Origin of the sequence: Pseudomonas sp. EpS/L25 (assembly GCF_001512295.1) — a bacterium.
GTDB lineage: Bacteria > Pseudomonadota > Gammaproteobacteria > Pseudomonadales > Pseudomonadaceae > Chryseomonas.
This window is the reverse complement of record NZ_LNUP01000014.1, coordinates 44,722-66,119: the sequence shown is the minus strand read 5'-3', so window position 1 is coordinate 66,119 and position 21,398 is coordinate 44,722. Positions and strand designations below refer to the sequence as shown.

Sequence of the window (21,398 nt, the reverse complement as noted above, 5' to 3'; positions counted from 1 at the left end):
AAACCCGAGCGCGGGTCCGATCCGCTTCCTCAGCCTTTTTCGCCTCGCCTGACCTTCGCTCGGCGATTTTTCGTACAGAACCTAGCGCTTTAGGCTCAGCTTGGCGCTGTCCAGATGCCAGCGACGCTGCTCGGCCGAGGCGCCGTCGACGTCATTGACCCGGCGTACCTGATAGGTGCCGGTGAAGGTCTGGCGCCTGCCATCGCTCAACTGGGCGTTCACGGTCACCGGGACGCTGACGTATAGCGAGCCCGCGGCGCCCTCAACCGGGCCGAGCTGGCCGAGCGTTACCCCCACGCTGCGGGTCTTGGCATAGCCCTGGCGGAATCTCTCGTAGGAGTTGCCGGGCTGGCCGTCGTCGCCCCACTGCTGCCAGGCGGTGCCGTAGTCCCGCGCATCCAGCGCCCGGTAGTAGCGCTGGACCACCGCCGCCGCGGCCTCGGCGCTGCTGGGTCGCGGGCCACAGCCGGGCTGCTTGGCCGCTTCACCATCGCCGAACAGCGCACAACTGCGGGCGATCTCGTCCTGGACCAGGGCGCAGCTGTTGGCGGCGTTGCAGGGCGGATGGGTGGCGGGGGAGAGTGCGCGGCAGGTATCGGCCAGGGCCTGGGCCGGCTGCCGCCCCAGTTCCTGGGCACAGCTGCGCGGCGCGCGTTCGGCGGGGGCGGCCATAGCGCTGCTGGCGATCGGCAGGAGCAGCAGGGGACCACAGAGCAGCCAGCGCGGTGTCATCGACGAGATCCTCGGGCAAAGCCCAGCCTAGTGTGGTGTTTCAGAAGTTGACTACACAATTTTGGCGCCACTCTCTTGGCTTAGGCGTCGTTGCCCCTCCTCGCCATAGCCCTGCTATGACTCGTCGCGGCGCCTAGCCTGAGTCAAACAATCACCTGCCAATCCTTGCGCGAACTTCTGAAACACCACACTAGCAGGCCGTTGCCGGGCTGGCAGAGGATAAGGTAGCGGTCATCCGTCGTCTGGTCACCTCGTTGACGTAAAAGCGTCATGCAGCAGGCGCAGGTTAGGCAGATCCCGTGTCGGAGTTTGCCCCATGCCTTCGTCCAGTCCAGCCGCCGCTTTGTCACCGCTGTCCCATCCCCTGCACAGTTCGCGCAAGCCCGGTCCGCTGCGGGTCGTGCTGTTCATCGTGCTGCTGCTGACTGGCCTGGCGGTGACGCTCGGGGGTATCCACAACGACGTCAGCGATGCCCAGTCCCCGCCCACCACCTGGCTGCCCTTCGCCGGCCTGGCGCTGGCGCTGGTGATCGCCCTGGGCTTCGAATTCGTCAACGGCTTCCACGACACGGCCAACGCCGTGGCCACGGTGATCTACACCCATTCGCTGCCGCCCAATGCGGCGGTGCTCTGGTCCGGCTTCTGCAACTTCCTCGGCGTACTGTTCTCCAGTGGCGCGGTTGCCTTCAGCGTCATCGCCTTGCTGCCGGTGGACCTGGTGGTGGAAATGGGCGCGGGCAAGGGTTTCGCCATGATCTTCGCCCTGTTGATCGCCGCCATCCTGTGGAACCTCGGCACCTGGTGGCTGGGGCTGCCGGCGTCGTCATCCCACACGCTGATCGGCTCCATCATCGGCGTCGGCCTGATGCACGCCTGGCTGGGCGGGCTGGATGGCAGCAGTGGCGTGGACTGGGGGCAGGTGGCCAAGGTCGGCTACGCGTTGCTGTTCTCGCCGCTGATCGGCTTCGTCTGCGCGGCGGTACTCCTGCTGCTGCTCAAGCGGATCGTGCGCGACCGGACGCTGTATCAAGAACCCAAGAGCGCCGAGCCGCCGCCGCCGTGGATTCGCGGCCTGCTGATCCTCACCTGTACCGGGGTGTCCTTCGCCCACGGCTCCAACGACGGGCAAAAGGGCATGGGGCTGATCATGCTGATCCTGGTCGGCGCCTTGCCGACCGCCTATGCCCTCAATCGCGCGGTACCGGCGACCGCCACCCCGGCGTTCGCCGCCGTGGCCGAAGTCACCGCCAGCGGCCTGCGCCAGGCGGCGCCCCAGGCCGCTCCGGCCGATCCCCATGGGGTGCTGCTGGAGTTCGTGCGCAAGCGGCAGAGCAATCCCGAGGTCTTGCCGGCGCTGGCGGCCATCACCGACGACATCGCCCGCGAGGTGCGCCAGTACGGCGCCCTCAACAACGTGCCGGCGCAGAGCATGCCCAACGTGCGCAACGCCATGTACCTGGCCTCGGAATCCATCCGCCTGCTGGAGAAGGAGCACCTGCCCGGCCTGGCGCCCAAGGCGCAGGAGGACCTCAAGGAGTTCAAGCGGCAGATCGACCAGGCGACCCGCTTCATCCCGCTGTGGGTGAAGGTGGCGGTGGCCATCGCCCTGGGCCTCGGTACCCTGGTCGGCTGGCGGCGGATCGTCGTCACCGTCGGCGAGCGGATCGGCAAGACCCACCTGACCTATGCCCAGGGCGCCTCGGCCGAACTGGTGGCCATGGGCACCATCGGGGCGGCGGACGCTTTCGGCCTGCCGGTCTCCACCACCCATGTGCTCTCCTCGGGGGTAGCCGGCACCATGGCCGCCAACGGCTCCGGGTTGCAGTGGGGGACGGTGCGCAACCTGCTGCTGGCCTGGGTACTCACCCTGCCGGTGGCCATGGCGCTGTCCGCGTCACTCTATTGGCTGCTGGTACAGGTGTTCTAAGAGCCTGTTCAAAATCTGCTGCGCGTCGGCCAAACGGCGTTGAAAATGGCTTCGGAATGCTCATTTACCATTCGTAAACTCCGCTTCCTCAGCCATTTTTCGCCTTGTTTGTCTCTAGCTCGCGAGACTTTGAACAGTCTCTGACACGGCTTCGGTCAGGCAGCGGCGGAACAGCGCTACCGGCGGCAGGTCGCGCCCGGCATGGCGGGTGATGACCTGCAACTCGCGGTGGAAGGTGAGGGCGCCGAGCGACAGCCGACGCATCCGCGGATGCTCCAGCCAGAGACCGGCGCAGGGCACCAGGGCCACGCCCAGGCCACGCTCCACCATCTTGACGATGGCGTCGAGCTCGTCCAGTTCGAGCACCTGACGCACCGCCAGGCGTTGCTCACGGAGGAAGGCGCTGACCCGGCGGCCGCCGAAGGAGTGGCGGTCGTAGCGGATGAAGGGCTGGGTCTCCAGCAGCAGCCGTGGATCATCGCCCGGCAGGTCCGGCGGGGCGATGAGCACGAAGGGCTCCTGCAGCAGGGCGGTGGCGTGCAGTTCCTTGGGCAGCTCGAAGGGCGGGCGGATCAGGACGGCCAGGTCCAGCTCGCCGGCGTCCACCTGGCTGAGCAGGCTGAGCGACACCCCGGGGACCAGGCGCGGCTCCAGGCGTGGCGCCCGCTGGCGCAGCCGCACCAGGGTACCGGGCAGCAGGCCGGTCTGGACGCTGGAGATGGCGCCGATGCGCAACTCGCCCTGGATCTCCTCGCCCGCGCCAACCCCGGCCATACGGGCGTAGGTGGCGAGGATCTCCTCGGCCAGCGGCAGGGCACGGCGGCCGGCGGCGTTGAGCAGCGAGCTGCGCCCGTTGCGATCGAACAGGCTCACGCCCAGGCTCTGCTCCAGTACGCGGATCTGGGCGCTCACCGCCGAGGGCGTGAGGCCCACGTGCACCCCGGCCGCAGCGAAGCTGCCATGGCGAGCGACGGCGAGAAAGGTCTTGAGTTCACGAAGCATGGTGGACATCCACAGCGGACTGGGCAGGTCACTGTAGCGGGCGGACATCCGAGCGACAAAATTTTCGTCGCTCGAAATGAAGAAAATACGCTTTCTGCGCAAGAAAACCTGGGGTGAGAATGACCACATCCCTCCCCACCAGGATTTCGCACCATGGCCCTGTCGCCCTTCCACCTCGCCATTCCCGTTTACGACCTGGCTGCCACCCGGCACTTCTACGGCGATGTCTTCGGCCTCGCCGAGGGTCGCTCCAGCGACCACTGGGTCGATTTCGATTTCTACGGTCATCAGCTGGTGATCCACGAGCACCCCAAGACCGCGTCCCAGGAAGAGGCCCACACCAACGCCGTGGACGGCCACAACGTGCCGGTGCCGCATTTCGGCATCATCCTCGGCTGGGACGAGTGGGAAGCCCTGGCCGACCGGCTACGGGCGCGCGAGACGAAGTTCGTCATCGAGCCCTACATCCGTTTCAAGGGCCAGGTGGGCGAACAGGCCACCATGTTCCTCTTCGACCCCTGCGGCAACGCCCTGGAGTTCAAGGCCTTCAAGGACATGAGCCAGCTGTTCGCCAAGTAGCGCTGAGCGGCCCCGGGGCCGCTCGCCTTTCGCCGCGACCGGAGCCCAGAGAGTTCCGGCGCCCCTTCCGTGATGTGTCTGCCCGCTGGTGATCCCCTTGGAAACCGCGAGCCTTGCTGGCATCCAACTTCCTGCGAGCGAGCGGCGGCTGGTGATCGAGTCCAGCGTCGCACCGTCCGCCGCCCTCAGCTGTCGCCCGGGTGCTCTCGCCACCTCCCGACCGGCCCGGCTGATCGTGATCTCCCTCTGCGACGGCCGTGACGGCGGCCCGGACCTGATGGCTCCTCGCGAGTGTCCGTCCGCCGCCGCCTTCGGTACCGGGTCGGTGTCGCCGGGCGGCCCGCGCAACTCCCGCATCGCCTGACCCCCGCGGATCGGTGCAGTAGACGCCGACCGTTTTCGCTTGCCCCACTCCTGCCGAGCAACGTTCCCATTACAGAAGGATACGTCCATGTCTCGCGTGCTCTCTCCCGCTCCGCTCGTTGTTCACGCCTCCCTGGCCGACGACGAACGCCTGGCGCGCCGTGCGGCAACCGCCGCCGCCACCGGTACCGCCATCGAATACTACGAGTTCGGCGTCTATGGCTTCATGGCCGCCTTCCTCGGGCCGCTGTTCTTTCCCGGCGACGATCCCACCGCCGCTCTGCTGGCCGTGTTGGCGGTGTTCGGCAGCGCCTTCCTGATCCGTCCCCTGGGTGGGGTGCTGCTCGGGCGTCTGGGCGATCGACACGGCCGGCGCGCGGTGCTGTTGGCCACGGTGATCGGCATGGGGCTGGCGACCGCCGGCATCGGCTTTTTGCCCACTACCGCCCAGGCCGGCTTGCTGGCGCCCGTGCTACTGGTCGTGCTGCGCCTGGTGCAGGGCTTCTTCGCCGGCGGCGAGGTGATCGGCGCCGCGGCCTTCGTCGCCGAGTCGGCGCCCCAGGGCCGTCGGGGCTTCTTCGGCGCCTTCACCCCGGTCGGTGTCGCCCTGGGCGGGGCCCTGGCCGCCATCGTCTGTGGCCTCACCACCAGCATGCTGGGTGTCGAGGAGATGCAGGCCTGGGGCTGGCGCCTGCCGTTCCTGCTGGCACTGCCACTGGTGGCGCTGTCCGCGCTGCTGCGGCACAACGTCGAGGAAACCCCGGCATTCCAGCGCTTCCTGGCCCAGGCCCAGCCGCCTAAGGCGCCGGTCCGGGAGGTGCTCGCCGAGCAGCGTCCGGCGGTGCTCAAGGTCATGCTGCTCGCCCTGGGGCAGAACGCCGGCTATTGGGTGGGACTCATCTTCATGAATCTCTACCTGACCACCCACCTCGGCTACCCCAAGGCCCAGGTGTACTGGATCATGGCGGGCGTGAGCCTCTGCGCGGCGCTGATGATGCCGTTCTGGGGCGGGTTGTCGGATCGCCTGGGCCGGCGCCGGGTGCTGACCCTGGGTTTCACCGCCTATGTGGTGCTGGTGATCCCGATGATGCTGCTCATGGCCCAGGGCAATATCTGGCTGGCCGCCGTGGCGGTGCTGGTGGCGGCGTTGCCCATGCCCATCGTGCAGTCGGTGGGCTATCCCACCTATGCCGAGCAATTCCCCACGCGGGTGCGCTACACCGGCATGGCCATCGCCATCAACCTCGGCGCTATCCTCGGCGGTGGCCTCACCCCCTATCTGGCCACCTGGCTGATGGCGCAGACCGGCAACCTGCTGATGCCGGGCTTCCTGCTGGTGACGGCGGCGGTCATCGCCCTGCTGACCTTGCGCCTGGTACGGGAAACTGCCAAGGAAGCGCTGCAATGACGCCGGCCGAATTGCGTTCCCGGATCGCCAGGGGAGAATGGACCACGCCGACCGCCGGGGTGCTCGACGACTATCAGCAGGCCAACCTAGTGATAGTGCCGCAGGCCCAGGCCTATGCGCTGCTGCTGTTCTGCCTGCGCAATCCCAAGGCCTGCCCGATCCTGGCGGTGGGCGACGCAGGCGATCCCCGGGTCCCCCTGCCGGGGGCGGCCATCGACATCCGCACCATGCTGCCGCGCTATCGCGTCTGGCAGCAGGGCCAACTGGTTGCGGAACCCACGGACGTCGAAGCCTACTGGCGTGACGATGCCGTCGCCATCCTGCTGGGCTGCAGCCATACCTTCGACGCGCCCTTGCGCCGCGCTGGCATTCCGGTGAGTACCGCAGCGCCGCCGGTCTATACCACCACCCTGCCCAATGTGCCGGCAGGGCCGTTGGCCGGTACCCTGGTCGTGAGCATGCGCCCGGTACCCCGCGCCCGGATGAGCCAGGCGGTGCTGGTCACCGCCCGCTACCCCAGCGGCCATGGCGCGCCGGTCCACATCGGTGATCCCGCGGCGCTGGGCATCGCCGACCTGCAGGCACCGGACTTCGGCGTAGTGCCGCCCCTGGGCGAGGATGACGTGCCGGTGTTCTGGGCCTGCGGGGTGACGCCACAGCAGGTGCTGCCCCAACTGCAGAGTCCCTACTGCATCTCCCACTATCCGGGGCACATGCTGGTGCTGGACCAGCGCCCGGAAGCCTTCGGCTAGGCCGCGCGTGCCGGCTTGGGCGATGATTCACCGCCCGAGCCTAGGCAAACGCCCACGCAGCGGCCATCCTTGTATTCTCGTTCGTCGACCGGTTCCCGTCATGAATGCCCGCCAGCCCTTTCTCGATCCCTATCACCAGACCATCCGCCAACTGTCCGACCGTATCGTCGCGGCCCAGGCGCCGATCCGTATCCTCGATGCGGTGAAGTGGGACGACGGGGTACGCCAGGGCTTCCTGGAGGGCAAGGGCAAGCGGCTGCCGGCGGTGGATCGCGCCTTCTACGAGGGCCGGCCGCTGAGCTTCGACGGCGATGCGCTCAAGGGGGAATTCCAGAGCATCGAGCGCGAGATCACCCGCCAGCTCGGCCAGTTCAACCCGGTCGGCCAGATCATGAGGCGCATGTGCCGCGAGTACCGCATGGTGATCCGCATGCTGCAGGCGCGCGGCACCCCGGACTTCGGGCTGATCTCCCAGGAGCTCTATGGCGCGGCCTCGGACGCCTTCCATGCCGGCGATCCGACCCTGGCCGACCTGGGCATGATGATGTCCAGCTACCTGGACAACATCGCCCATCGCGGCGCCCTGGAAGACGAGCCCAAGACCCTGACCGCCAAGGACGCGGTGCCCATCCTGCAGGCGCGGCTGAACCAGGTGTTCGGCGAGAACGAGGGCACCATCCGGGTGTTCGAGTCCGATGGCATCGTCGCCGACGCCGCGGCCGGTGCCGACTACATCAAGGTGCGCGCCGATGCCCTGTTCAACGAGCGGGACGTGCGCGCCCTGGAGGTCCACGAGGGGCTGGTGCACGTCGGTACCACCCTCAACGGCCAGAACCAGCCGATCTGCACCTTCCTGGCCAAGGGGCCGCCGTCGTCCACCGTGACCCAGGAAGGCCTGGCGATCCTCATGGAGGTGATCGCCTTCGCCTCCTATCCGACCCGGCTGCGCAAGCTGACCAACCGCACCCGCGCCATCCACCTGGCCGAGGACGGCGCCGACTTCCTCGAGGTCTTCCGCCTCTTCCAGGAGCAGGGTTACGACCTGGAAGCGGGCTACCAGAACGCCAGCCGGGTGTTCCGCGGCTCGACGCCCACCGGGCTGCCCTTCACCAAGGACCTGTCCTATCTGAAGGGCTTCATCCTCATCTACAACTACATCCAGCTGGCGGTGCGCAAGGGCAAGCTGGAGCAGATCCCGCTGCTGTTCTGCGGCAAGACCACCCTGGAAGACATGCGCATCCTGCGCCAGCTGGTGGACGAGGGCGTAGTGGTGCCGCCCAAGTACCTGCCCGCGCAATTCCAGGACCTCAATGCCCTGGCGGCCTGGATGTGCTTCTCCAACTTCCTCAATCACCTGAGCCTGGATCGGATCGAGGCGGACTACGCCAATATCCTCTGATAGGAAAAAGCCCCGGAAGACCGGGGCTTTTTCGTGGTGGACTAGCTCGGCGGGCGATCATTCGCCCTTGAAGGCAGCGGCAATGCGGGGTTCGCTGTCGCTCGCGCGCTCCGGCACGAAGGCCAGGGCGCGGTTGAGGGCGCCGCAGGCTTCCAGGCCGCTGGCGCGGGCGATGGCTTCGGCCACGGCGCTGCCGGGAATGGTCTCGTCGCGCAGTAGTTGCTCGGTGATGTCGTCCAGCGCCGGCTTGAGTTCGGTGATCAGCGCCAGGCAGCGATGATCCAGGCTGTGCAGCAACTGGTCGGCGGCGGCGATGCTGGGCGCGGCGTCGAAGTCGATGCCGGCGTCGCGCAAGGCCTGCAGGCTGAGCAGCGAGCCACTCGGGCCCATGCCCAGGGACGCGACCATGGACAGCGCCAGCTTGGAGGCCTCCTGCAGGTCCTGGGCGGCGCCCGAGGAGACCTCGTTGAAGTACAGCTGCTCGGCGCAACGGCCGGCCAGCAGCATCTGGATGCGGCCTTCGAGCTCCGACTTCAGGTGCAGGCGCTTGTCTTCGGTAGGAGTGATCAGGGTAACGCCCAGGGCCTGGCCGCGGGGCAGCAGGGTGACCTTTTCCACCCGGCCGACGTTGAGCACGGCGGCGACCAGGGCATGGCCGGCCTCGTGCACCGCGATACGGGTGCGCTCGGCGGCGCCCAGCGGGGTGACACCGACCGGTTGCTCGCCGATGCGGCAGGTCTCGATGGCCTCGACGAAGTGGGTCATGGTCACGGCGCTGGCGCTCTCACGAGCGGCGAGCAGGGCGGCATGGTTGCTGATGTAGGCGATGGCCGCCGGGGTCAGGCCCACGGTGTTGCGCGCCAGGGCCGCCAGGTCCAGCTCGCCCTGGCAGGGCAGCTTGCCGGCATAGAGCTCGAACAACGCGCGCCGATCTTCCAGGCTCGGCAGCGGCACGGCGATGGTACGGTCGAAGCGGCCTTCGCGGCGCAGGGCCGGGTCCAGGGAGTCGGCGAAGTTGGTGGCGCCCAGGACCAGCACGCCGCTGGTACCGTCGAAGCCGTCCAGTTCGGTGAGGAACTGGTTGATGATGCGGTTGGCCTCGGCGTCGCTGGAGCGCGACTGCTCGGCGCGGCGACCGATGCCGTCGATCTCGTCGATGAAGATGATGCAGGGCGCCTTCTTGCGCGCGGTGCGGAACAGCGACTTGACCTTCTGGATGCCGACGCCGAAGAACATCGAGGAGAAGTCGCTACCGGTCACCTGGATGAAGTGGGCGTTGCACTCGGTGGCCAGGGCCTTGGCCAGCTGGGTCTTGCCGGTACCGGGCTCGCCGGTCAGCAGCACGCCCTTGGGCGGACGGGCACCCAGGGCGGCGAAGGCCTTGGGGTTGCGCAGGCAGGTGGTGACGTCTTCCAGCGCCCGCTTGGCCTCGGCGGCGCCGACCACGTCGGTGAAGGAGATGCCGGTGCCCTTGCGGTGCAGCTTGAAGGGGCTGGTGAAGCGCAGCGCCAGGGGCACGGCGAGCAGCAGCAGGAGCAGGTAGCCCGGCAGGTTGATCAGCAGGGTATCCAGCCAGGGATGGCGCTGGCCGGCTTCGCTCCAACTGGCCACCGGGAACAGCGGTTCGGCCTGGGTGGCGTAGTCGGCCAGCAGCCGGTCGGCGATGCGCCCGCCGTTGTCGGCCACGGCATAGTGCTCACCGCGGTTGGTGTCGATGTAGAGGGTGTGATCGCCGATCACGGCGCCGGTGATGGCCCTGGCGCGCAGATCGGCCAGCAGCACGGATAGGTCACGCGGCTGCTGGGTCCAGTGTTCGGGGGCCTGCTGCACGCTGGCGAGCATGGCAGTGGCGGTCGGGGCCGGGTCGGTGGGCTTGAGCCACAACCAGCCGGCCAGGCTGGCGACGGTGACGAGGGACAGTGCGCCAGCGACGAGCCGGCGCGGATACTTGGCAAAGAGGGACTTCTTCATTCACATACCGTTAGGGTCGGAGCGACATCGGACGCGGACTTCCGGATTATCGGCCTGTGGCGGCGGGGGTGAACCTCGGTTCGGCGGAAAACGATGAGTGGACTCACCATCCGTCGAGTATCGTCACACTTTCGGTCTTTTCCGCGGTCCGCAAGGCCCGTTTGTTTTGCGCCAGATTTCACGGAGTAACCCCTACCATGCCTGCTCCCCTGGATTGCCGAACGGCGCTGCCGACCCTGCCGCCGGCCCTGCTCGAACGCCTGCGCACGGCCGACGAAGTGCTGGTGCTGACCGGCGCCGGCGTCTCGGCGGAGAGCGGTATCGCCACCTTTCGCGAGGCGCTGACCGGTCTCTGGGCACGCTTCGACCCGGCGCAACTGGCCACGACGGAAGCCTTCGTGCAGGACCCGGCCAGGGTCTGGGGTTGGTACGAATGGCGTCGCCGTCAGGCGCTGGAGGCCCAGCCCAATGCGGCTCATCGCGCCTTGGCGGCCTGGGCCGAGCGACACGGGCGGTTGCGGCTGGTCACCCAGAACGTCGATGACCTGCACGAGCGCGCCGGCAGCCGCGACGTCATCCATCTGCACGGCAGCCTGCACGCACCGCGCTGCTTCGACTGCGCGCGACCCCTGGCGTCGCCGGCGCTGCCAAAGACCGGGGATCGACTGCTGGCGCCACCGCGCTGCCCTGCCTGCGGCGGTCCGGCTCGCCCCGGGGTAGTCTGGTTCGGCGAGTCCCTGCCGGCAGAGGCCCTGGCCACCGCCTGGGACCTGGCCGAGCGCTGCGACCTCTGCCTGGTGATCGGCACCTCCGGGCTGGTGCAGCCAGCGGCCAGTCTGCCGGTGGTGGCACGCCAGCGGGGCGCCACGGTGGTGCGCATCGATCCGCAGCCGGCGGCCGATTTCGGTGGTGACTGGCAACTGCTGGGCGCGGCCGGGGCGATCCTGCCGGCGCTCCTGGAGCGGCTCTAGTGTGGTGCTTCAGAGGTTCGCGCAAGAGTTGGCGAGTGATTTTTTGGCGATTCGGCGCGCCGGCTGGGCTAGGCGCCGCGACGAGTCATGGCGGGGCTATGGCGAGGAGTGGCAACCATGCCCAGACGGTCCGCCGCTGCGGCCGAAAAAGCGCCGCCAAGGTTGTGTAGATAACGTCTGAAGCAGCACACCAGGACGGCTCAGTGCAGCGCCTGGCCGCCGGTACCCAGGGCATCCAGGGTGCGCTTGAGGGCAGTGTAGGCCTGGCGCTGCTCGTCGTCTTCGGTGAGCAGGCCATCGAACAGGGTAGCCACCAGCGTCGGGTCCTGGGCCACGAAGCGATCGATGAGCACGTCGTTCTCCTGGCGACCGGCGGTGATCAGCAGCACGGCGAGCTGGGCGACGTAGCGCGCGGCCAGCGGATAGGCCTTGAGGAATACCTTGAAGGGCGCATCGGCCAGGCCCGGGGCGAAGCCCTTGGCGAGACCCTGCTGGGCGGCGGCGATGGCCTGGCGGATGGCGTCCTGCCAGTTGCCGGCGGTCACCGCACCAGCCGGCAGAGCGCGGCGCATCTGGCCCAGCAGGCTGTTGAGGAAGATGCGGCGGTTGGCCTGGTAATCGTGATCGGTATCGAGCAGTTCGCTGCGGATACGGTTGAGTACCCGGTCGTCCTCGGCGTCGGCGGTCACCGCATCCTTGAACGCCAGGGTCAGGTCGCGATCCAGCAGGCCAGGCTTGCGGCCTTCCAGTTCGGCCTGCAGCAAGGGGCCACTGGAGTCGGCGAAGAAGAAGCGTTCGGCATGGGGCGCCAGGCGTTCGCGCAGCCGCGGCCAGAGCTCCGCCGCGAACAGCTGTTCGGCCGTACCGCCGGAGACGATGACGCGGTGCTGTGGCGCCTCGGCCAGGTACTCGAACAGGGCAGGGGTGTCGAGCGCGGTGCGGTCGACGATGAGATAACGGTACTTCACGGCAACTCCTGAACACGACGGCCGCACCTGGCAAGGCGCGGCGGGATGGCCGTTAGTCTATAGGAAGGCGGGAACGCTTGGCCCGGCCTTTGGCCTAATCAGTCAGGGTGCAGTCCGCGACACCCTCCTTCTCGCGGCAGGAGGACACCAACATGCGCAAGACTTCCCTGATCCTCGCCTGCGGTGCCGCGTTGGCGATCCTGGCCGGCCCGAGCCTGGCCGCCAGCAGCAATGACGCCGGGGTCACCGGCAACGGCATAGGCGCCCCGGGTAGCTCCAATACCAGCAATCGCGACAGCGCCGACGATACCTCCACGGCCAACCCCTCCACCCAGAAGAAAGCGGACAGAACGCCGGCCACCAAGGCCCAGGGCGAGAAGCAGAAGCGGGTGCTCAACGACTGACAGGCAAGAAAAAGGCGCCTCGCGAGGCGCCTTCCCAGGCAAAAAACGGCCGGACTCAGGCCAGCGAGCAGGTGTAGCGGACTTGCCAATCAGGTCGCTCGTGGGTGGCGCGCTCGATGCGCGCGCGGCTGTCGCAGATGAAGGCCTCCAACAGCGAGTTGTCCAGCAGGTCGACCCGGGCGATGCGTCGTTGCAGCAGGGCCGTGCCGTTGGGCGCATAGACCTCGACGTTGAAGGTCGCGGGGTCCTGGGCGGTCATGGCGCACAGCATGGGCTGGAAGGCACCCTTGATGATGGTGTTCGCATCCGTGAACTTCAGCGGCTCGGCCATCGCACTCACTCCTGTTAGCTATATGGCTTTGACCGATTCTTGCGACACCCGTTCGACATTTGCCACGACCGACTGGCAGATTTGTGATGCACGCGATGGCGGCGACCGTCGCCACGGACGGCCGGTCAGTTGATGAGGGTGCCGAAGGCCTTGTCCGCCTCGATGATCTCGGGCAATTCCGCCAGCAGCCTGGCCAGATCCAGGTCGTTGAGCAAGGGGTTGACCAGCGCGACCTTGGCCTGCTCGTTGATGCCGCCATGGCGCCGCAGCACGAAGGACACCAGCCGGGCCTGGGCCACCAGCCGGGCCATGCCGGTCTCGTCGGGAGCGTCTTGCGGATGCTGCTGGTAGGCGATGGCCTGCTGTATCTCCAGTGGCAACTGCCAGCGCCGCGCCAGCTCGGCGCCTACCTCGGGATAGCCGAAGCCCACGGCCTGCTCGGGCGTCACGCTCGCCGGGGCGCGCTGCTCGGCGTCGATGCGCGCGCCGATATCGGGCGCCGCGGTTCGGATCAGCAATTCGCCGATGTTGTGCAGCATGCCACAGGTGAAGGCGGTTTCCCGGTCGGCGCCGGCTTGGCCGGCGATGACGCGACAGATGCTGGCGACATCGAAGCTGTGCTGCCAGAAATCGCGTGGATCGAAGCTGGAATTGTAGCGGAAGGCGGCCGTCACCGCCGACGCCAGCACCAGGGTGCGCAGGGCGTCGAAGCCCAGGCGGATGGCGGCGCCTTCGATGCTGGTCGCCGGACGCACCCCGCGGAAGCGGGCCGAGTTGGCCAGGCGCAGCACCTTGGCCGAGAGCACCGGATCGAGGGACAGGTTGCGCGCGATCTCCTCGATGCTGCTGGTGGGGTCGTCGAACTGCTGGATGAGCTCCTGGGCCACCTTGGGAATGCTGGGCAGTATGTGCAGGTGATCGAACAGCGCATCGATTTCCATGATGGAGCCTGGTTTGTTCTATACCGATAGGGAGGGGAGGGATGGCGTAAATCGTGAAGAATATGAACGACCGCACCGCTACTGCCAAGCCTAGCCGAGAATTCGTTTCCCCACCCTAGCGAGTGGTGGTGATGTCCTGGCAGGCCGAGCGGACCGGTGGCGGCATTTTCCCGCCGTCCGTCGTGCCTGCAGCGGCGGATATGAGGTCTTACTCAGGCGGAAGATGAGGTCGGATGAGCGGATGTCTAGACTCCCGACGTGCCGGAGATCGGCCGACGAAAGGCAGGGAATGGTGTCAGGGGTATGATGTCATTTAGCCACTAAATTTGGCGCCAGAGTGCTTCGATGACGTACCAGACTCACATTCGCCAGATGCTGCAATTGCCCAACGTCCTGGCGCAGTGCACCGGTATGCTCGGCTGGCTGCTCAGCGTCGCGATCAACCCTTTCCTCACCGATGGCGTGGCGATCTGGGGTTGGCTGGCCCTGGGCGGCATGGTGCTCTCCTGCCTGGCGATGAGCACTGCGCGGCGTTTCGTGCTCTGGCGTTTGTTCGCCCTGGTCTTCGTGGTGTTCGAGGCCCTGGCCTTCCGCTTCCAGATTGCCGGCATGGGCGAGGCCGGCTATGCCTGGATGATCCCCATCGCCATCATCATCACCCTGGGCTCGACCATCCTGTTCGCCCAGGTGCTCGACTATGGCATCGCCGCCGGAGCGGTCTGGCTGGTGCTCTTCTATGGTCAGTTCGACAGCGTTAGCCCCCAGACGCTGCCGCTCCTGGTGGCGATAATGGTGTCCGGCATGGTGCTCGGCCTGCTGCTCAGTGCCACTTTCGTGCGCATCGTCGGCAGCACCCTGCAGCTCAAGGAAAGCTATCGCCTGCAGGCGGAAACCGATGCCCTGACCGGCATCAGCAACAGGCGCGCCCTGATGCTGGATCTGGAGCGAGTCTGCGCGGAGCCGTCGCCGGACTGGTATTTCGTCATGCTCGACATCGACGACTTCAAGCGCATCAATGATCGCTTCGGGCACGATGTGGGCGATCTGGTGCTCAGGGAAACGGCCGCCACCCTGAGTCGGCACTTCCCTGATGGCTACTTCGGCCGGCTGGGGGGCGAGGAATTCGGCGTGTTGGTCAAATCCGAAGGCGACCGTGAACTGACGCTGCGCCTACAGGGGCTGCTCGACGACATCCGCGCCAATACCCAGGCCGGCTCGTGCTTTTCCTTCAGCGCCGGCGTGACCCGCCTCGCCCCCGGCAGCCTGCCGTCGGACCTGTTCAAGCAGGCCGACGGCGAGCTCTACCATGCCAAGCGCGCCGGCAAGGACCGGGTGCACTACCGCGGCGCGATGATCTGCGGCTAGCTCAGTCGGGTACGGGGGACGGGTGGGTGCGATTACGGCCAGAATGCTTGGCTACGTATAGGGCTTCGTCGGCGCTGGCCAGTAGGCTGGCCGCCTGGGGTTGCCGGGTCTGGTCCGGCTGGTGCACGGCGAAGCCCAGGCTGATGGTGATGCGACCGAAGGGACTGGTCGCATGGCGCAGCTCCAGGGCGAGCAGCCGCTCCTGCACGATGCAAGCCACGCGATAGGCGCCGAGTTCGTCGCAATTGGGCAGCAACAGTGCCATCTCCTCGCCGCCATAGCGCGCGGCGAGATCCCCTGGGCGCCGGGCCGCGCTGGCCACCACGCCGGCGACCGCCTGCAGGCAGCGATCCCCGGCAGGATGGCCGTAGTGGTCGTTGTAGGCCTTGAAGTGGTCGACGTCGATCATCAGCAGGCTGAGCGGCTGACCGCTGCGCTGCGCCCGGGCCAGCTCCAGCGGCAGCAGGGTATCGAACTGGCGGCGATTGCCCAGGCCGGTCAGGCTGTCCTTGAGCGTCAGCAGCTGCAGGTCGTCATGGGCCTGGCGTAGCGCCGCCTCACTGCGCACGTTGGCACGGATCTGCCGCAGCAGGCTGAAGCCGAAGACCAGCATGCCGACGACGAGGATGCCTACGACCACGATCGAGCGCAGCATGTCCTGGCGCCAGCTGGCGAGGATGGCGCTCCGGGAGATGCCGGCCAGGGCCACCAGCGGATAGCCCTGCAGGTGTTCGAAGGCATAGAGCCGCTCCTGGCCGTCGACCACCGCGCGGACCACGGCCGTACCGGTGTCGGCCTGCTTGATGTACCGCTGGAACAGTTCGCCGGCGGCGAGGTTGGTGCCTACGAAATCCGCCTGGAAGGGCCTCCGTACCAGCAGGGTGCCGTCGTCCAGGGCCAGGGTGATGGCGCCGCGCTCGTCGAGCCGGAAGCGGGCGTAGTAGTCGACGAAGTACTTGAGGCGGATGGTGGCGAGCAGGACTCCGGCGAACCGGCCTTCGGCGTCGTCGATGCGCCGCGACACCGGGATGATCAGCTCGCCGGAACTACGGCTGGTGATGACGGCGCCGACGTGCAGGACGTCTTCGGGATGTTGCCGGTGGAACTGGAAATATTCGCGGTCGGCATTGTTGGCCTGTGGCGGGATGGCGCCCTGGTCGGTCACCAGCCAGTTGCCGTCACGGTCGTAGACGAACAATCCGTGCAGCTGCGGCAGCAGGGCGGCCTGGCGGGCGAGCAGCCGGTGCATGCGGGGGCGGTCCAACTGCGCCAGCGGGGCGTCGTCCAGGCGATCGCGGATGCTGATCAGCAAGGAGTTGGCCTCCTTGAGGGCGTCGCTGGCGTGCTGGGACACCGCCAGGGTGATGTTGCCGACATCGCTGCGCGCGCTGGCGAAGGCGTTCTGGTAATTGCGCCAGACCTGCCAGGACTCCAGGGCGAGGATGACGGCGACGGCGCACACCAGCAGGGCCAGCGCCAGGCGTTGGGTGACCAGGTTGCGAGAGGCGGCAGCGGTAGGGCCTTGGGCCATGAGGCAGAAAGATCCTTGCGGTGGAAGACAGGGCGAGTCGCCCGTGGCGATATCCTAGTGTGGTGTGGCAAAGGTCATCTGCACAATTTTGACGGCACTTTTTTGGCCCGGACTGCGTTGACACTCCTCGCCACAGCCCTGCCGTGACTCGTCCTGGCGCCTGGCCCGTACCCAAAAAATCACTCGCCAGTTCTTGCGCGAACGTCTGAAGCGCCACACTGGGACCGCGACGGCTCGACCGGGTCGACAATTTCGTCGGAATCTCGCTGTGCTGGCGAATCCCTGCCGGGCGTCCGCGGTCTCTAGTGTGGTGTTTCAGAAGTTAACTACACAATTTTGGCGGCGCTTTTTGTCCGCAGCGGCGGACCGCCCTGGACGTCGTTGCCACTCCTCGCCATAGCCTGCTATGACTCGTCGCGGCGCCTAGCCCTTGAACAAAAACCACTCGCCAATTCTTGTGCGAACTTCTGAACCACCACACTAGCGGTACAGCCGTCCCTGCGGACGACGTCTTGATACTAGCCGACCAGGAGGTCACCAGATGTCGCAGATTGCCGAACAAATCGTCGACGATGCCATGCAGCGCATCGAGCAGGACGAACAGCAGCATGCCAGCGATCCCGTGCGCAGCTTCTCTCTTACCCTGACCGACCCCGCCGAGATCCGCGCGGGCGCGGAAATCTACTTTCTGTTCCAGCAGCGCCTCAAGGGGTTCTATCCCAATGCGCGGGTAGTGGTGCGTGGCCATGCCGCCAATGGCTACAACATCACGGCCCAGGTGGAGCGCCGCTCGGCCTGAGAGCCTGAGCGCCCGGCCCGCGCCTGTTCAGGTGCGGGCGAGCTTGACCAACTGACGGGCCAGCAATGGCCCGGTCAGGACCACCCCGATCAGGCGCAAGGCCTGCATCGCCAGCACCAGCCCGACGTCGGCATGGGCATCCACCGCGATGATGGCCATGGAATCCAGCCCGCCCGGACTGGTGGCCAGATAGGCGGTGAGGAAGTCGACGTGCATCAGCTTCGCCATCAGCAGCGCCGAGAGCGCGCACAGCACGATCAGCAGCAGCGAGGCGACGATCATCTTCGGCAGGGCGCGCCAGACGTAGCGCACCGTGGCGCGGTCGAATCTAAGGCCGACGTAGCAGCCCATGGCGCCGTAGGCCAAGGCCAGCAGGGCGTGGGGCAGGGTGATGTCCAGCCAGCCATTGAGCTGCAGCACGGTGCCCAGGGCGATGGGCACCAGCAGGGCACCGGCGGAAAACAGGCGGCCGCCCAGCCAGCTGCCGGCCAGGGCCACCGCCAGGGTCAGCAGCAGGTTGAAGGCGAAATGGCCATCGAGGCTGACGACCGTGGCCTGGTGCCCGGTGCCGCTACCTTCGGCGCCGAGCAGCCGTCCGACCAGGGCGCTGATGACTACCACGCAGACCACCCGTACGTACTGCATGGTGGCAACGATGCGCGGATCGGCGCCGTATTCCTCGGCCATGGCGACCATGGCGGCCGCTGCGCCGGGCGTGGTGCCCCAGGCGGCGGTGCTGCCGGGCAGGCCGCCGAAGCGGACCAGCAGGGCGCCGGTGAGCAGGCTGAGCAGTACGGTAAGGGCCGTCGCCAGCAACATCACCGGCCAGTGTTCGGCTACGGTCAGCAGGACCGCGGCGGTCATGGCGTGGGCGATCAGGCAACCGACGACGCCCTGGCCGGACTGGAACAGGCGCCTCGGCACCCGGATGCTGGCACCGCCCACGCCGAAGGCGATGGCCGTGAGCATGGGGCCGAGAAATAGCGCCGCCGGCATCTGCAGCCAGCTGAGCAGACCGCCGACCAGGGCGGAGCAGAGCAGCAGGGCTAGCCATTGCAGCAGGGGCGGACAGGGCGAGGCGGCAGGCGGGGCGGACAAGGCGGTCTCCATACGGCGGGGGACCGGTTGGGCGTACCGACCCCAGGGCCGGCATGGCGCCAGCCCTGGGGCGATTATACGGGCTTTGCAGCTTTCAATGGCCTTTCGGTCCATGAAAAAACCATCGGCTAACGTACCAGGTGCAGGAACTGCAGATGGCGTTCGTACTGGTCGAGCATGTCGTTGAGGATCTGCTCACGGCTGTAGCCCACCAGATCGTAGTCCTGGCTGCCTTCGGTGAGATGCACCTCGGCCCGATAGTAGCGACGATTCTTCAGATGCAGCCCGCCGATGCCGGCACGCGCGAACGAAGGCGTGAAGTAACCCTGCATGATTACCTGGTAGATGAAGGGATGCTCCTCGCCATGGCCGATGATGAGCTGCAGGTTGGCGTTGGTGGCGTCGAATTGGGTATCCACCACCAGGCCTTTCTCCCGCGAGACCTCGACCATTTCCTCCATGGCCGGGCGCACCGTGCTGTCCATGAAGCGATAGACCTCGTCCCGCGAGGGGAAGTACACCGCCTGGGACAGCCGTTGGCGCCAGCCGCCATGGCGCGCCTTGCCGTTGGTCGCCACCGGCGCCAGGGAGTGCAGCCGCGCGCGCTGGCGCTGGGATTCCAGGTGCAAGGCCTTGTGCAGGCCCCACATCATCAGCAGGACCACCACCGAGAAGGGCAGCGAGGTCAGCACCACCGCCGACTTCAGGGCGTCCATGCTGCCGGCGAACAGCAGGCCACCGGTCACCACCGCCACCGCCGCGCCCCAGAAGACCCGCAACCACTTGGGACCGTCCTCGTCGGCCTCGCCGCCGGTGGAGGACAGGGTGGACAGCACCACGGTGCCCGAATCGGCCGAGGTGACGAAGAAGACGAAGCTCACCAGCACGGCGACGCTGATCACCACGCGGCTGGCCGGATAGGTCTCCAGCACCCGGTAGAAGGCCATGGCCGGATCGGTGAGGGCGGTCTGCGCCAGGCCGGTCAGGCCCTGGCCGAGGACCAGTTCCAGGGCGCTGTTGCCGAAGATCGACAGCCACGCCAGGGTGAAGCCCAGCGGGATGAACAGCACGCCGAAGACGAATTCGCGAATGGTGCGGCCGCGGGAAATGCGCGCGATGAACAGGCCGACGAAGGGCGCCCAGGCGATCCACCAGGCCCAGTAGAACACCGTCCAGCCGCCGAGCCAGTCGGAGGGCTCGTCGTAGGCGTAGAGGTCGAAGCTCTTGCCGGGCAGGGCGGCGAGATAGTCGCCGATGTTCTGGATCAGGGTGTTGAGCAGGTGCTGGGTGGGCCCCGCGAACAGCACGAACAGCAGCAGGGCGACGGCCAGCACCATGTTGATGTCGGACATGATGCGCACGCCCTTGTCCACGCCGGAGACGGCCACGGCGATGGCTGCGCCCATCATCAGCACGATGAGGATGAGTTGCACCCAGTGGCTGTGGCTGATGCCGAACAGGTAGTCGAGGCCGGCGTTGAGGTGCAGCACGCCGAAGCCCAGGTCGGCGCCGAGGCCGAAGATGGTGGCGATGATGCCGAAGGCGTCCACGGCATGGCCGATGGGCCCGTTGATGCGCTTGCCGATCAGCGGATAGAGCGCCGAGCGCAGCGCCAGCGGCAGGTTGTGGCGATAGGCGAAATAGGCCAGGGCCATGGCCACCAGGGCGAAGACGCCCCAGCCGTGCAGGCCCCAGTGCAGGAAGAGGATCTGCATGGCCTGACGCGCCGCGGCGGGGGTACCGCCTTCGCCGGCCGGTGGCTGGGTGAAGTGGGTCAGCGGCTCGGAGACGCAGAAGAAGAACAGGGTGATGCTGATGCCGGCGGCAAACAGCATGCCGGCCCAGGAGAGGTAGCTGAACTCGGGTTGGTCGTGGTCGGCACCGAGCTTGATCTTGCCGTAGCCGGACAGGGCGGTGACCACCACGAACACCAGATAGAGCGTCATCGCCAGCAGGTAGTACCAGCCGACGGTGTTGGCGGCCCAGGTCTGGGCCTGGAGCAACCAGGCACCGGCCTGCTCGGGGCGAATGATGACGATCAGGGAAAACAGCAGGATCACCGCGGCCGCGCAGTAGAACGCGGGGGGATTCAGCCGTACGGTGCCGGATGAGGGCGTCGCACTCATGGGGACTCCTTGCGAGCTGCCGAAAGGGGAGGGATTCTTTTTTTATTGATCGTTCGATTAAAAAAGAATACCACAGGCGCCCCCATGGGTGAACGCTTCGAGTCAAGGAGGCGCTGAAAGTTGCCGTTTAGAGGGGCGTCACTGCCGGTTGTCGACTTTGGGACATGAGAGGCCTGAACGGCCAGAACCGAGCCTGCCCGGCAAAGTCTGTTGGGTATGACCCAGGCATCCGCTCCACTCGGCTCCTATCGTCCGCTACTGCTCTTGGTAGAGGACGAGCCGTTGCTGCGGGAATTGGCCACGGAAGCCTTGGAGAGCCTGGTCGACCTGCAGGTGGTGGCCCTGCCCACCGCCGATGCGGCGCTGAGCTACCTGGAACAGATCAATGCGCGGGTCGACGTGCTCTTCACCGACGTACGCATGCCTGGGCAGATTGACGGCGAGGCACTCGCCCAGGTGGTCTCCCAGCGCTGGCCGCACATCCCGGTCATCCTCACGTCCGGCGATCGCCTGACGATCCCCCGTGGTGCCGGCCGCGCCCGCTTCATGCCCAAGCCGTGGCACATCGACGACATGGCCCGTTGCGTCAACGAGGTGCTGGGGCAGAGCCGGGTGGCGTAAGGACGGGCGGAATGGCTGGGCGTCGAGTGATCAGGCGTTGTCTTGCCATCTGCGGATTAGCTGCGCCATCACTCGCTCTACGAATGATTGAGTGATGGCGGTTGCTGTCT

20 protein-coding genes are annotated in these 21,398 nt (G+C 67.0%); 11 read left to right on the top strand and 9 right to left on the bottom strand.

Translation table 11 applies throughout. From position 1 onward, the window contains the following. Positions 1 to 81 precede the first annotated feature (81 nt). Entirely contained in the window at positions 82 to 732 is a 651-nt protein-coding gene (locus AR540_RS15200) for a hypothetical protein (protein WP_059230051.1), read from the bottom strand. A 316-nt stretch (positions 733 to 1,048) separates the two neighbouring features. On the opposite strand from AR540_RS15200, the gene AR540_RS15195 reads away from it, so the two are divergent. Further along, a complete protein-coding gene (locus AR540_RS15195; RefSeq protein WP_059230050.1) occupies positions 1,049 to 2,659 on the top strand; it encodes an inorganic phosphate transporter in 1,611 nt (536 codons plus the stop codon). A gap of 114 nt (positions 2,660 to 2,773) precedes the next feature. Here AR540_RS15195 and AR540_RS15190 read toward each other — a convergent pair whose 3' ends face one another. Then, complete coding sequence (locus tag AR540_RS15190) at positions 2,774 to 3,661, bottom strand: LysR family transcriptional regulator (RefSeq protein WP_059230322.1); 888 nt, start codon at positions 3,659 to 3,661, stop codon at positions 2,774 to 2,776. 153 nt (positions 3,662 to 3,814) lie between these two features. On the opposite strand from AR540_RS15190, the gene AR540_RS15185 reads away from it, so the two are divergent. The 5 genes from AR540_RS15185 to AR540_RS15165 all read left to right on the top strand — a co-directional run bounded on the left by AR540_RS15185 (position 3,815) and on the right by AR540_RS15165 (position 8,162). Beyond that, positions 3,815 to 4,240, top strand: coding sequence for a VOC family protein (locus AR540_RS15185; RefSeq protein ID WP_059230049.1), 426 nt, complete (start codon positions 3,815 to 3,817; stop codon positions 4,238 to 4,240). A 151-nt stretch (positions 4,241 to 4,391) separates the two neighbouring features. Beyond that, on the top strand, positions 4,392 to 4,604 hold the full coding sequence (locus AR540_RS15180) for a hypothetical protein (RefSeq protein ID WP_153014255.1): 213 nt from the start codon (positions 4,392 to 4,394) through the stop codon (positions 4,602 to 4,604). 87 nt (positions 4,605 to 4,691) lie between these two features. After that, the gene (locus AR540_RS15175) at positions 4,692 to 6,011 is read left to right on the top strand and encodes an MFS transporter (RefSeq protein WP_059230047.1); all 1,320 of its coding nucleotides are present in this window, start codon (positions 4,692 to 4,694) and stop codon (positions 6,009 to 6,011) included. Continuing rightward, positions 6,008 to 6,763 (top strand): putative hydro-lyase, encoded by a 756-nt coding sequence (locus AR540_RS15170; RefSeq protein WP_059230046.1) that lies wholly within the window; start codon positions 6,008 to 6,010, stop codon positions 6,761 to 6,763. The genes AR540_RS15175 and AR540_RS15170 overlap by 4 nt, the downstream gene beginning before the upstream one ends. A 100-nt stretch (positions 6,764 to 6,863) precedes the next feature. Beyond that, on the top strand, positions 6,864 to 8,162 hold the full coding sequence (locus AR540_RS15165; RefSeq protein ID WP_059230045.1) for a flavohemoglobin expression-modulating QEGLA motif protein: 1,299 nt from the start codon (positions 6,864 to 6,866) through the stop codon (positions 8,160 to 8,162). 57 nt (positions 8,163 to 8,219) lie between these two features. Here AR540_RS15165 and AR540_RS15160 read toward each other — a convergent pair whose 3' ends face one another. Next, the gene (locus tag AR540_RS15160) at positions 8,220 to 10,133 is read right to left on the bottom strand and encodes an AAA family ATPase (RefSeq protein ID WP_059230044.1); all 1,914 of its coding nucleotides are present in this window, start codon (positions 10,131 to 10,133) and stop codon (positions 8,220 to 8,222) included. A 197-nt stretch (positions 10,134 to 10,330) separates the two neighbouring features. Between AR540_RS15160 and AR540_RS15155 the strand changes: the two genes are divergently transcribed. Next, a complete protein-coding gene (locus AR540_RS15155) occupies positions 10,331 to 11,104 on the top strand; it encodes an SIR2 family NAD-dependent protein deacylase (RefSeq protein ID WP_059230043.1) in 774 nt (257 codons plus the stop codon). 200 nt (positions 11,105 to 11,304) lie between these two features. Here AR540_RS15155 and AR540_RS15150 read toward each other — a convergent pair whose 3' ends face one another. Further along, positions 11,305 to 12,072 carry a hypothetical protein gene (locus tag AR540_RS15150; RefSeq protein ID WP_059230042.1) on the bottom strand — a complete coding sequence of 256 codons (768 nt, stop codon included), beginning with the start codon at positions 12,070 to 12,072 and terminating at the stop codon, positions 11,305 to 11,307. A 152-nt stretch (positions 12,073 to 12,224) separates the two neighbouring features. Here AR540_RS15150 and AR540_RS15145 point away from each other — a divergent pair, with 152 nt between their 5' ends. After that, complete coding sequence (locus AR540_RS15145) at positions 12,225 to 12,476, top strand: hypothetical protein (protein ID WP_059230041.1); 252 nt, start codon at positions 12,225 to 12,227, stop codon at positions 12,474 to 12,476. 55 nt (positions 12,477 to 12,531) lie between these two features. On the opposite strand, the gene AR540_RS15140 is transcribed toward AR540_RS15145, so the two are convergent. Together AR540_RS15140 and AR540_RS15135 are read right to left on the bottom strand one after the other, a co-directional pair. Continuing rightward, a complete protein-coding gene (locus AR540_RS15140) occupies positions 12,532 to 12,807 on the bottom strand; it encodes a hypothetical protein (RefSeq protein WP_059230040.1) in 276 nt (91 codons plus the stop codon). Between the two features lie 125 nt (positions 12,808 to 12,932). Further along, positions 12,933 to 13,751 carry an HDOD domain-containing protein gene (locus tag AR540_RS15135; protein ID WP_201786121.1) on the bottom strand — a complete coding sequence of 273 codons (819 nt, stop codon included), beginning with the start codon at positions 13,749 to 13,751 and terminating at the stop codon, positions 12,933 to 12,935. A gap of 342 nt (positions 13,752 to 14,093) precedes the next feature. Here AR540_RS15135 and AR540_RS15130 point away from each other — a divergent pair, with 342 nt between their 5' ends. After that, on the top strand, positions 14,094 to 15,113 hold the full coding sequence (locus tag AR540_RS15130) for a GGDEF domain-containing protein (RefSeq protein WP_059230038.1): 1,020 nt from the start codon (positions 14,094 to 14,096) through the stop codon (positions 15,111 to 15,113). 1 nt (position 15,114) lies between these two features. On the opposite strand, the gene AR540_RS15125 is transcribed toward AR540_RS15130, so the two are convergent. Further along, positions 15,115 to 16,644, bottom strand: a complete 1,530-nt coding sequence (locus AR540_RS15125) for a GGDEF domain-containing protein (RefSeq protein ID WP_059230037.1) — start codon at positions 16,642 to 16,644, stop codon at positions 15,115 to 15,117. A 541-nt stretch (positions 16,645 to 17,185) separates the two neighbouring features. Here AR540_RS15125 and AR540_RS15120 point away from each other — a divergent pair. Beyond that, positions 17,186 to 17,443, top strand: coding sequence for a hypothetical protein (locus AR540_RS15120; RefSeq protein WP_059230036.1), 258 nt, complete (start codon positions 17,186 to 17,188; stop codon positions 17,441 to 17,443). 27 nt (positions 17,444 to 17,470) lie between these two features. Here AR540_RS15120 and AR540_RS15115 read toward each other — a convergent pair whose 3' ends face one another. Together AR540_RS15115 and betT are read right to left on the bottom strand one after the other, a co-directional pair. Then, positions 17,471 to 18,553 (bottom strand): AbrB family transcriptional regulator, encoded by a 1,083-nt coding sequence (locus AR540_RS15115; protein WP_059230035.1) that lies wholly within the window; start codon positions 18,551 to 18,553, stop codon positions 17,471 to 17,473. A gap of 116 nt (positions 18,554 to 18,669) precedes the next feature. Then, positions 18,670 to 20,634 carry a choline BCCT transporter BetT gene (gene betT / locus AR540_RS15110; protein WP_153014263.1) on the bottom strand — a complete coding sequence of 655 codons (1,965 nt, stop codon included), beginning with the start codon at positions 20,632 to 20,634 and terminating at the stop codon, positions 18,670 to 18,672. A gap of 249 nt (positions 20,635 to 20,883) precedes the next feature. Between betT and AR540_RS15105 the strand changes: the two genes are divergently transcribed. Next, positions 20,884 to 21,288: a response regulator gene (locus AR540_RS15105; RefSeq protein ID WP_236712077.1), complete on the top strand. Its 405-nt coding sequence runs from the start codon at positions 20,884 to 20,886 to the stop codon at positions 21,286 to 21,288. Positions 21,289 to 21,398: the final 110 nt, after the last annotated feature.

Excerpts from the sequence above, each read along its gene's own strand:
- AR540_RS15200 (WP_059230051.1), bottom strand. The coding sequence starts at position 732 with ATGACACCGCGCTGGCTGCTCTGTGGTCCCCTGCTGCTCCTGCCGATC.
- AR540_RS15195 (WP_059230050.1), top strand. The coding sequence starts at position 1,049 with ATGCCTTCGTCCAGTCCAGCCGCCGCTTTGTCACCGCTGTCCCATCCC.
- AR540_RS15190 (WP_059230322.1), bottom strand. The coding sequence starts at position 3,661 with ATGCTTCGTGAACTCAAGACCTTTCTCGCCGTCGCTCGCCATGGCAGC.
- AR540_RS15185 (WP_059230049.1), top strand. The coding sequence starts at position 3,815 with ATGGCCCTGTCGCCCTTCCACCTCGCCATTCCCGTTTACGACCTGGCT.
- AR540_RS15175 (WP_059230047.1), top strand. The coding sequence starts at position 4,692 with ATGTCTCGCGTGCTCTCTCCCGCTCCGCTCGTTGTTCACGCCTCCCTG.
- AR540_RS15170 (WP_059230046.1), top strand. The coding sequence starts at position 6,008 with ATGACGCCGGCCGAATTGCGTTCCCGGATCGCCAGGGGAGAATGGACC.
- AR540_RS15165 (WP_059230045.1), top strand. The coding sequence starts at position 6,864 with ATGAATGCCCGCCAGCCCTTTCTCGATCCCTATCACCAGACCATCCGC.
- AR540_RS15160 (WP_059230044.1), bottom strand. The coding sequence starts at position 10,133 with ATGAAGAAGTCCCTCTTTGCCAAGTATCCGCGCCGGCTCGTCGCTGGC.
- AR540_RS15155 (WP_059230043.1), top strand. The coding sequence starts at position 10,331 with ATGCCTGCTCCCCTGGATTGCCGAACGGCGCTGCCGACCCTGCCGCCG.
- AR540_RS15145 (WP_059230041.1), top strand. The coding sequence starts at position 12,225 with ATGCGCAAGACTTCCCTGATCCTCGCCTGCGGTGCCGCGTTGGCGATC.
- AR540_RS15140 (WP_059230040.1), bottom strand. The coding sequence starts at position 12,807 with ATGGCCGAGCCGCTGAAGTTCACGGATGCGAACACCATCATCAAGGGT.
- AR540_RS15130 (WP_059230038.1), top strand. The coding sequence starts at position 14,094 with ATGACGTACCAGACTCACATTCGCCAGATGCTGCAATTGCCCAACGTC.
- AR540_RS15125 (WP_059230037.1), bottom strand. The coding sequence starts at position 16,644 with ATGGCCCAAGGCCCTACCGCTGCCGCCTCTCGCAACCTGGTCACCCAA.
- AR540_RS15120 (WP_059230036.1), top strand. The coding sequence starts at position 17,186 with ATGTCGCAGATTGCCGAACAAATCGTCGACGATGCCATGCAGCGCATC.
- AR540_RS15115 (WP_059230035.1), bottom strand. The coding sequence starts at position 18,553 with ATGGAGACCGCCTTGTCCGCCCCGCCTGCCGCCTCGCCCTGTCCGCCC.
- AR540_RS15105 (WP_236712077.1), top strand. The coding sequence starts at position 20,884 with ATGACCCAGGCATCCGCTCCACTCGGCTCCTATCGTCCGCTACTGCTC.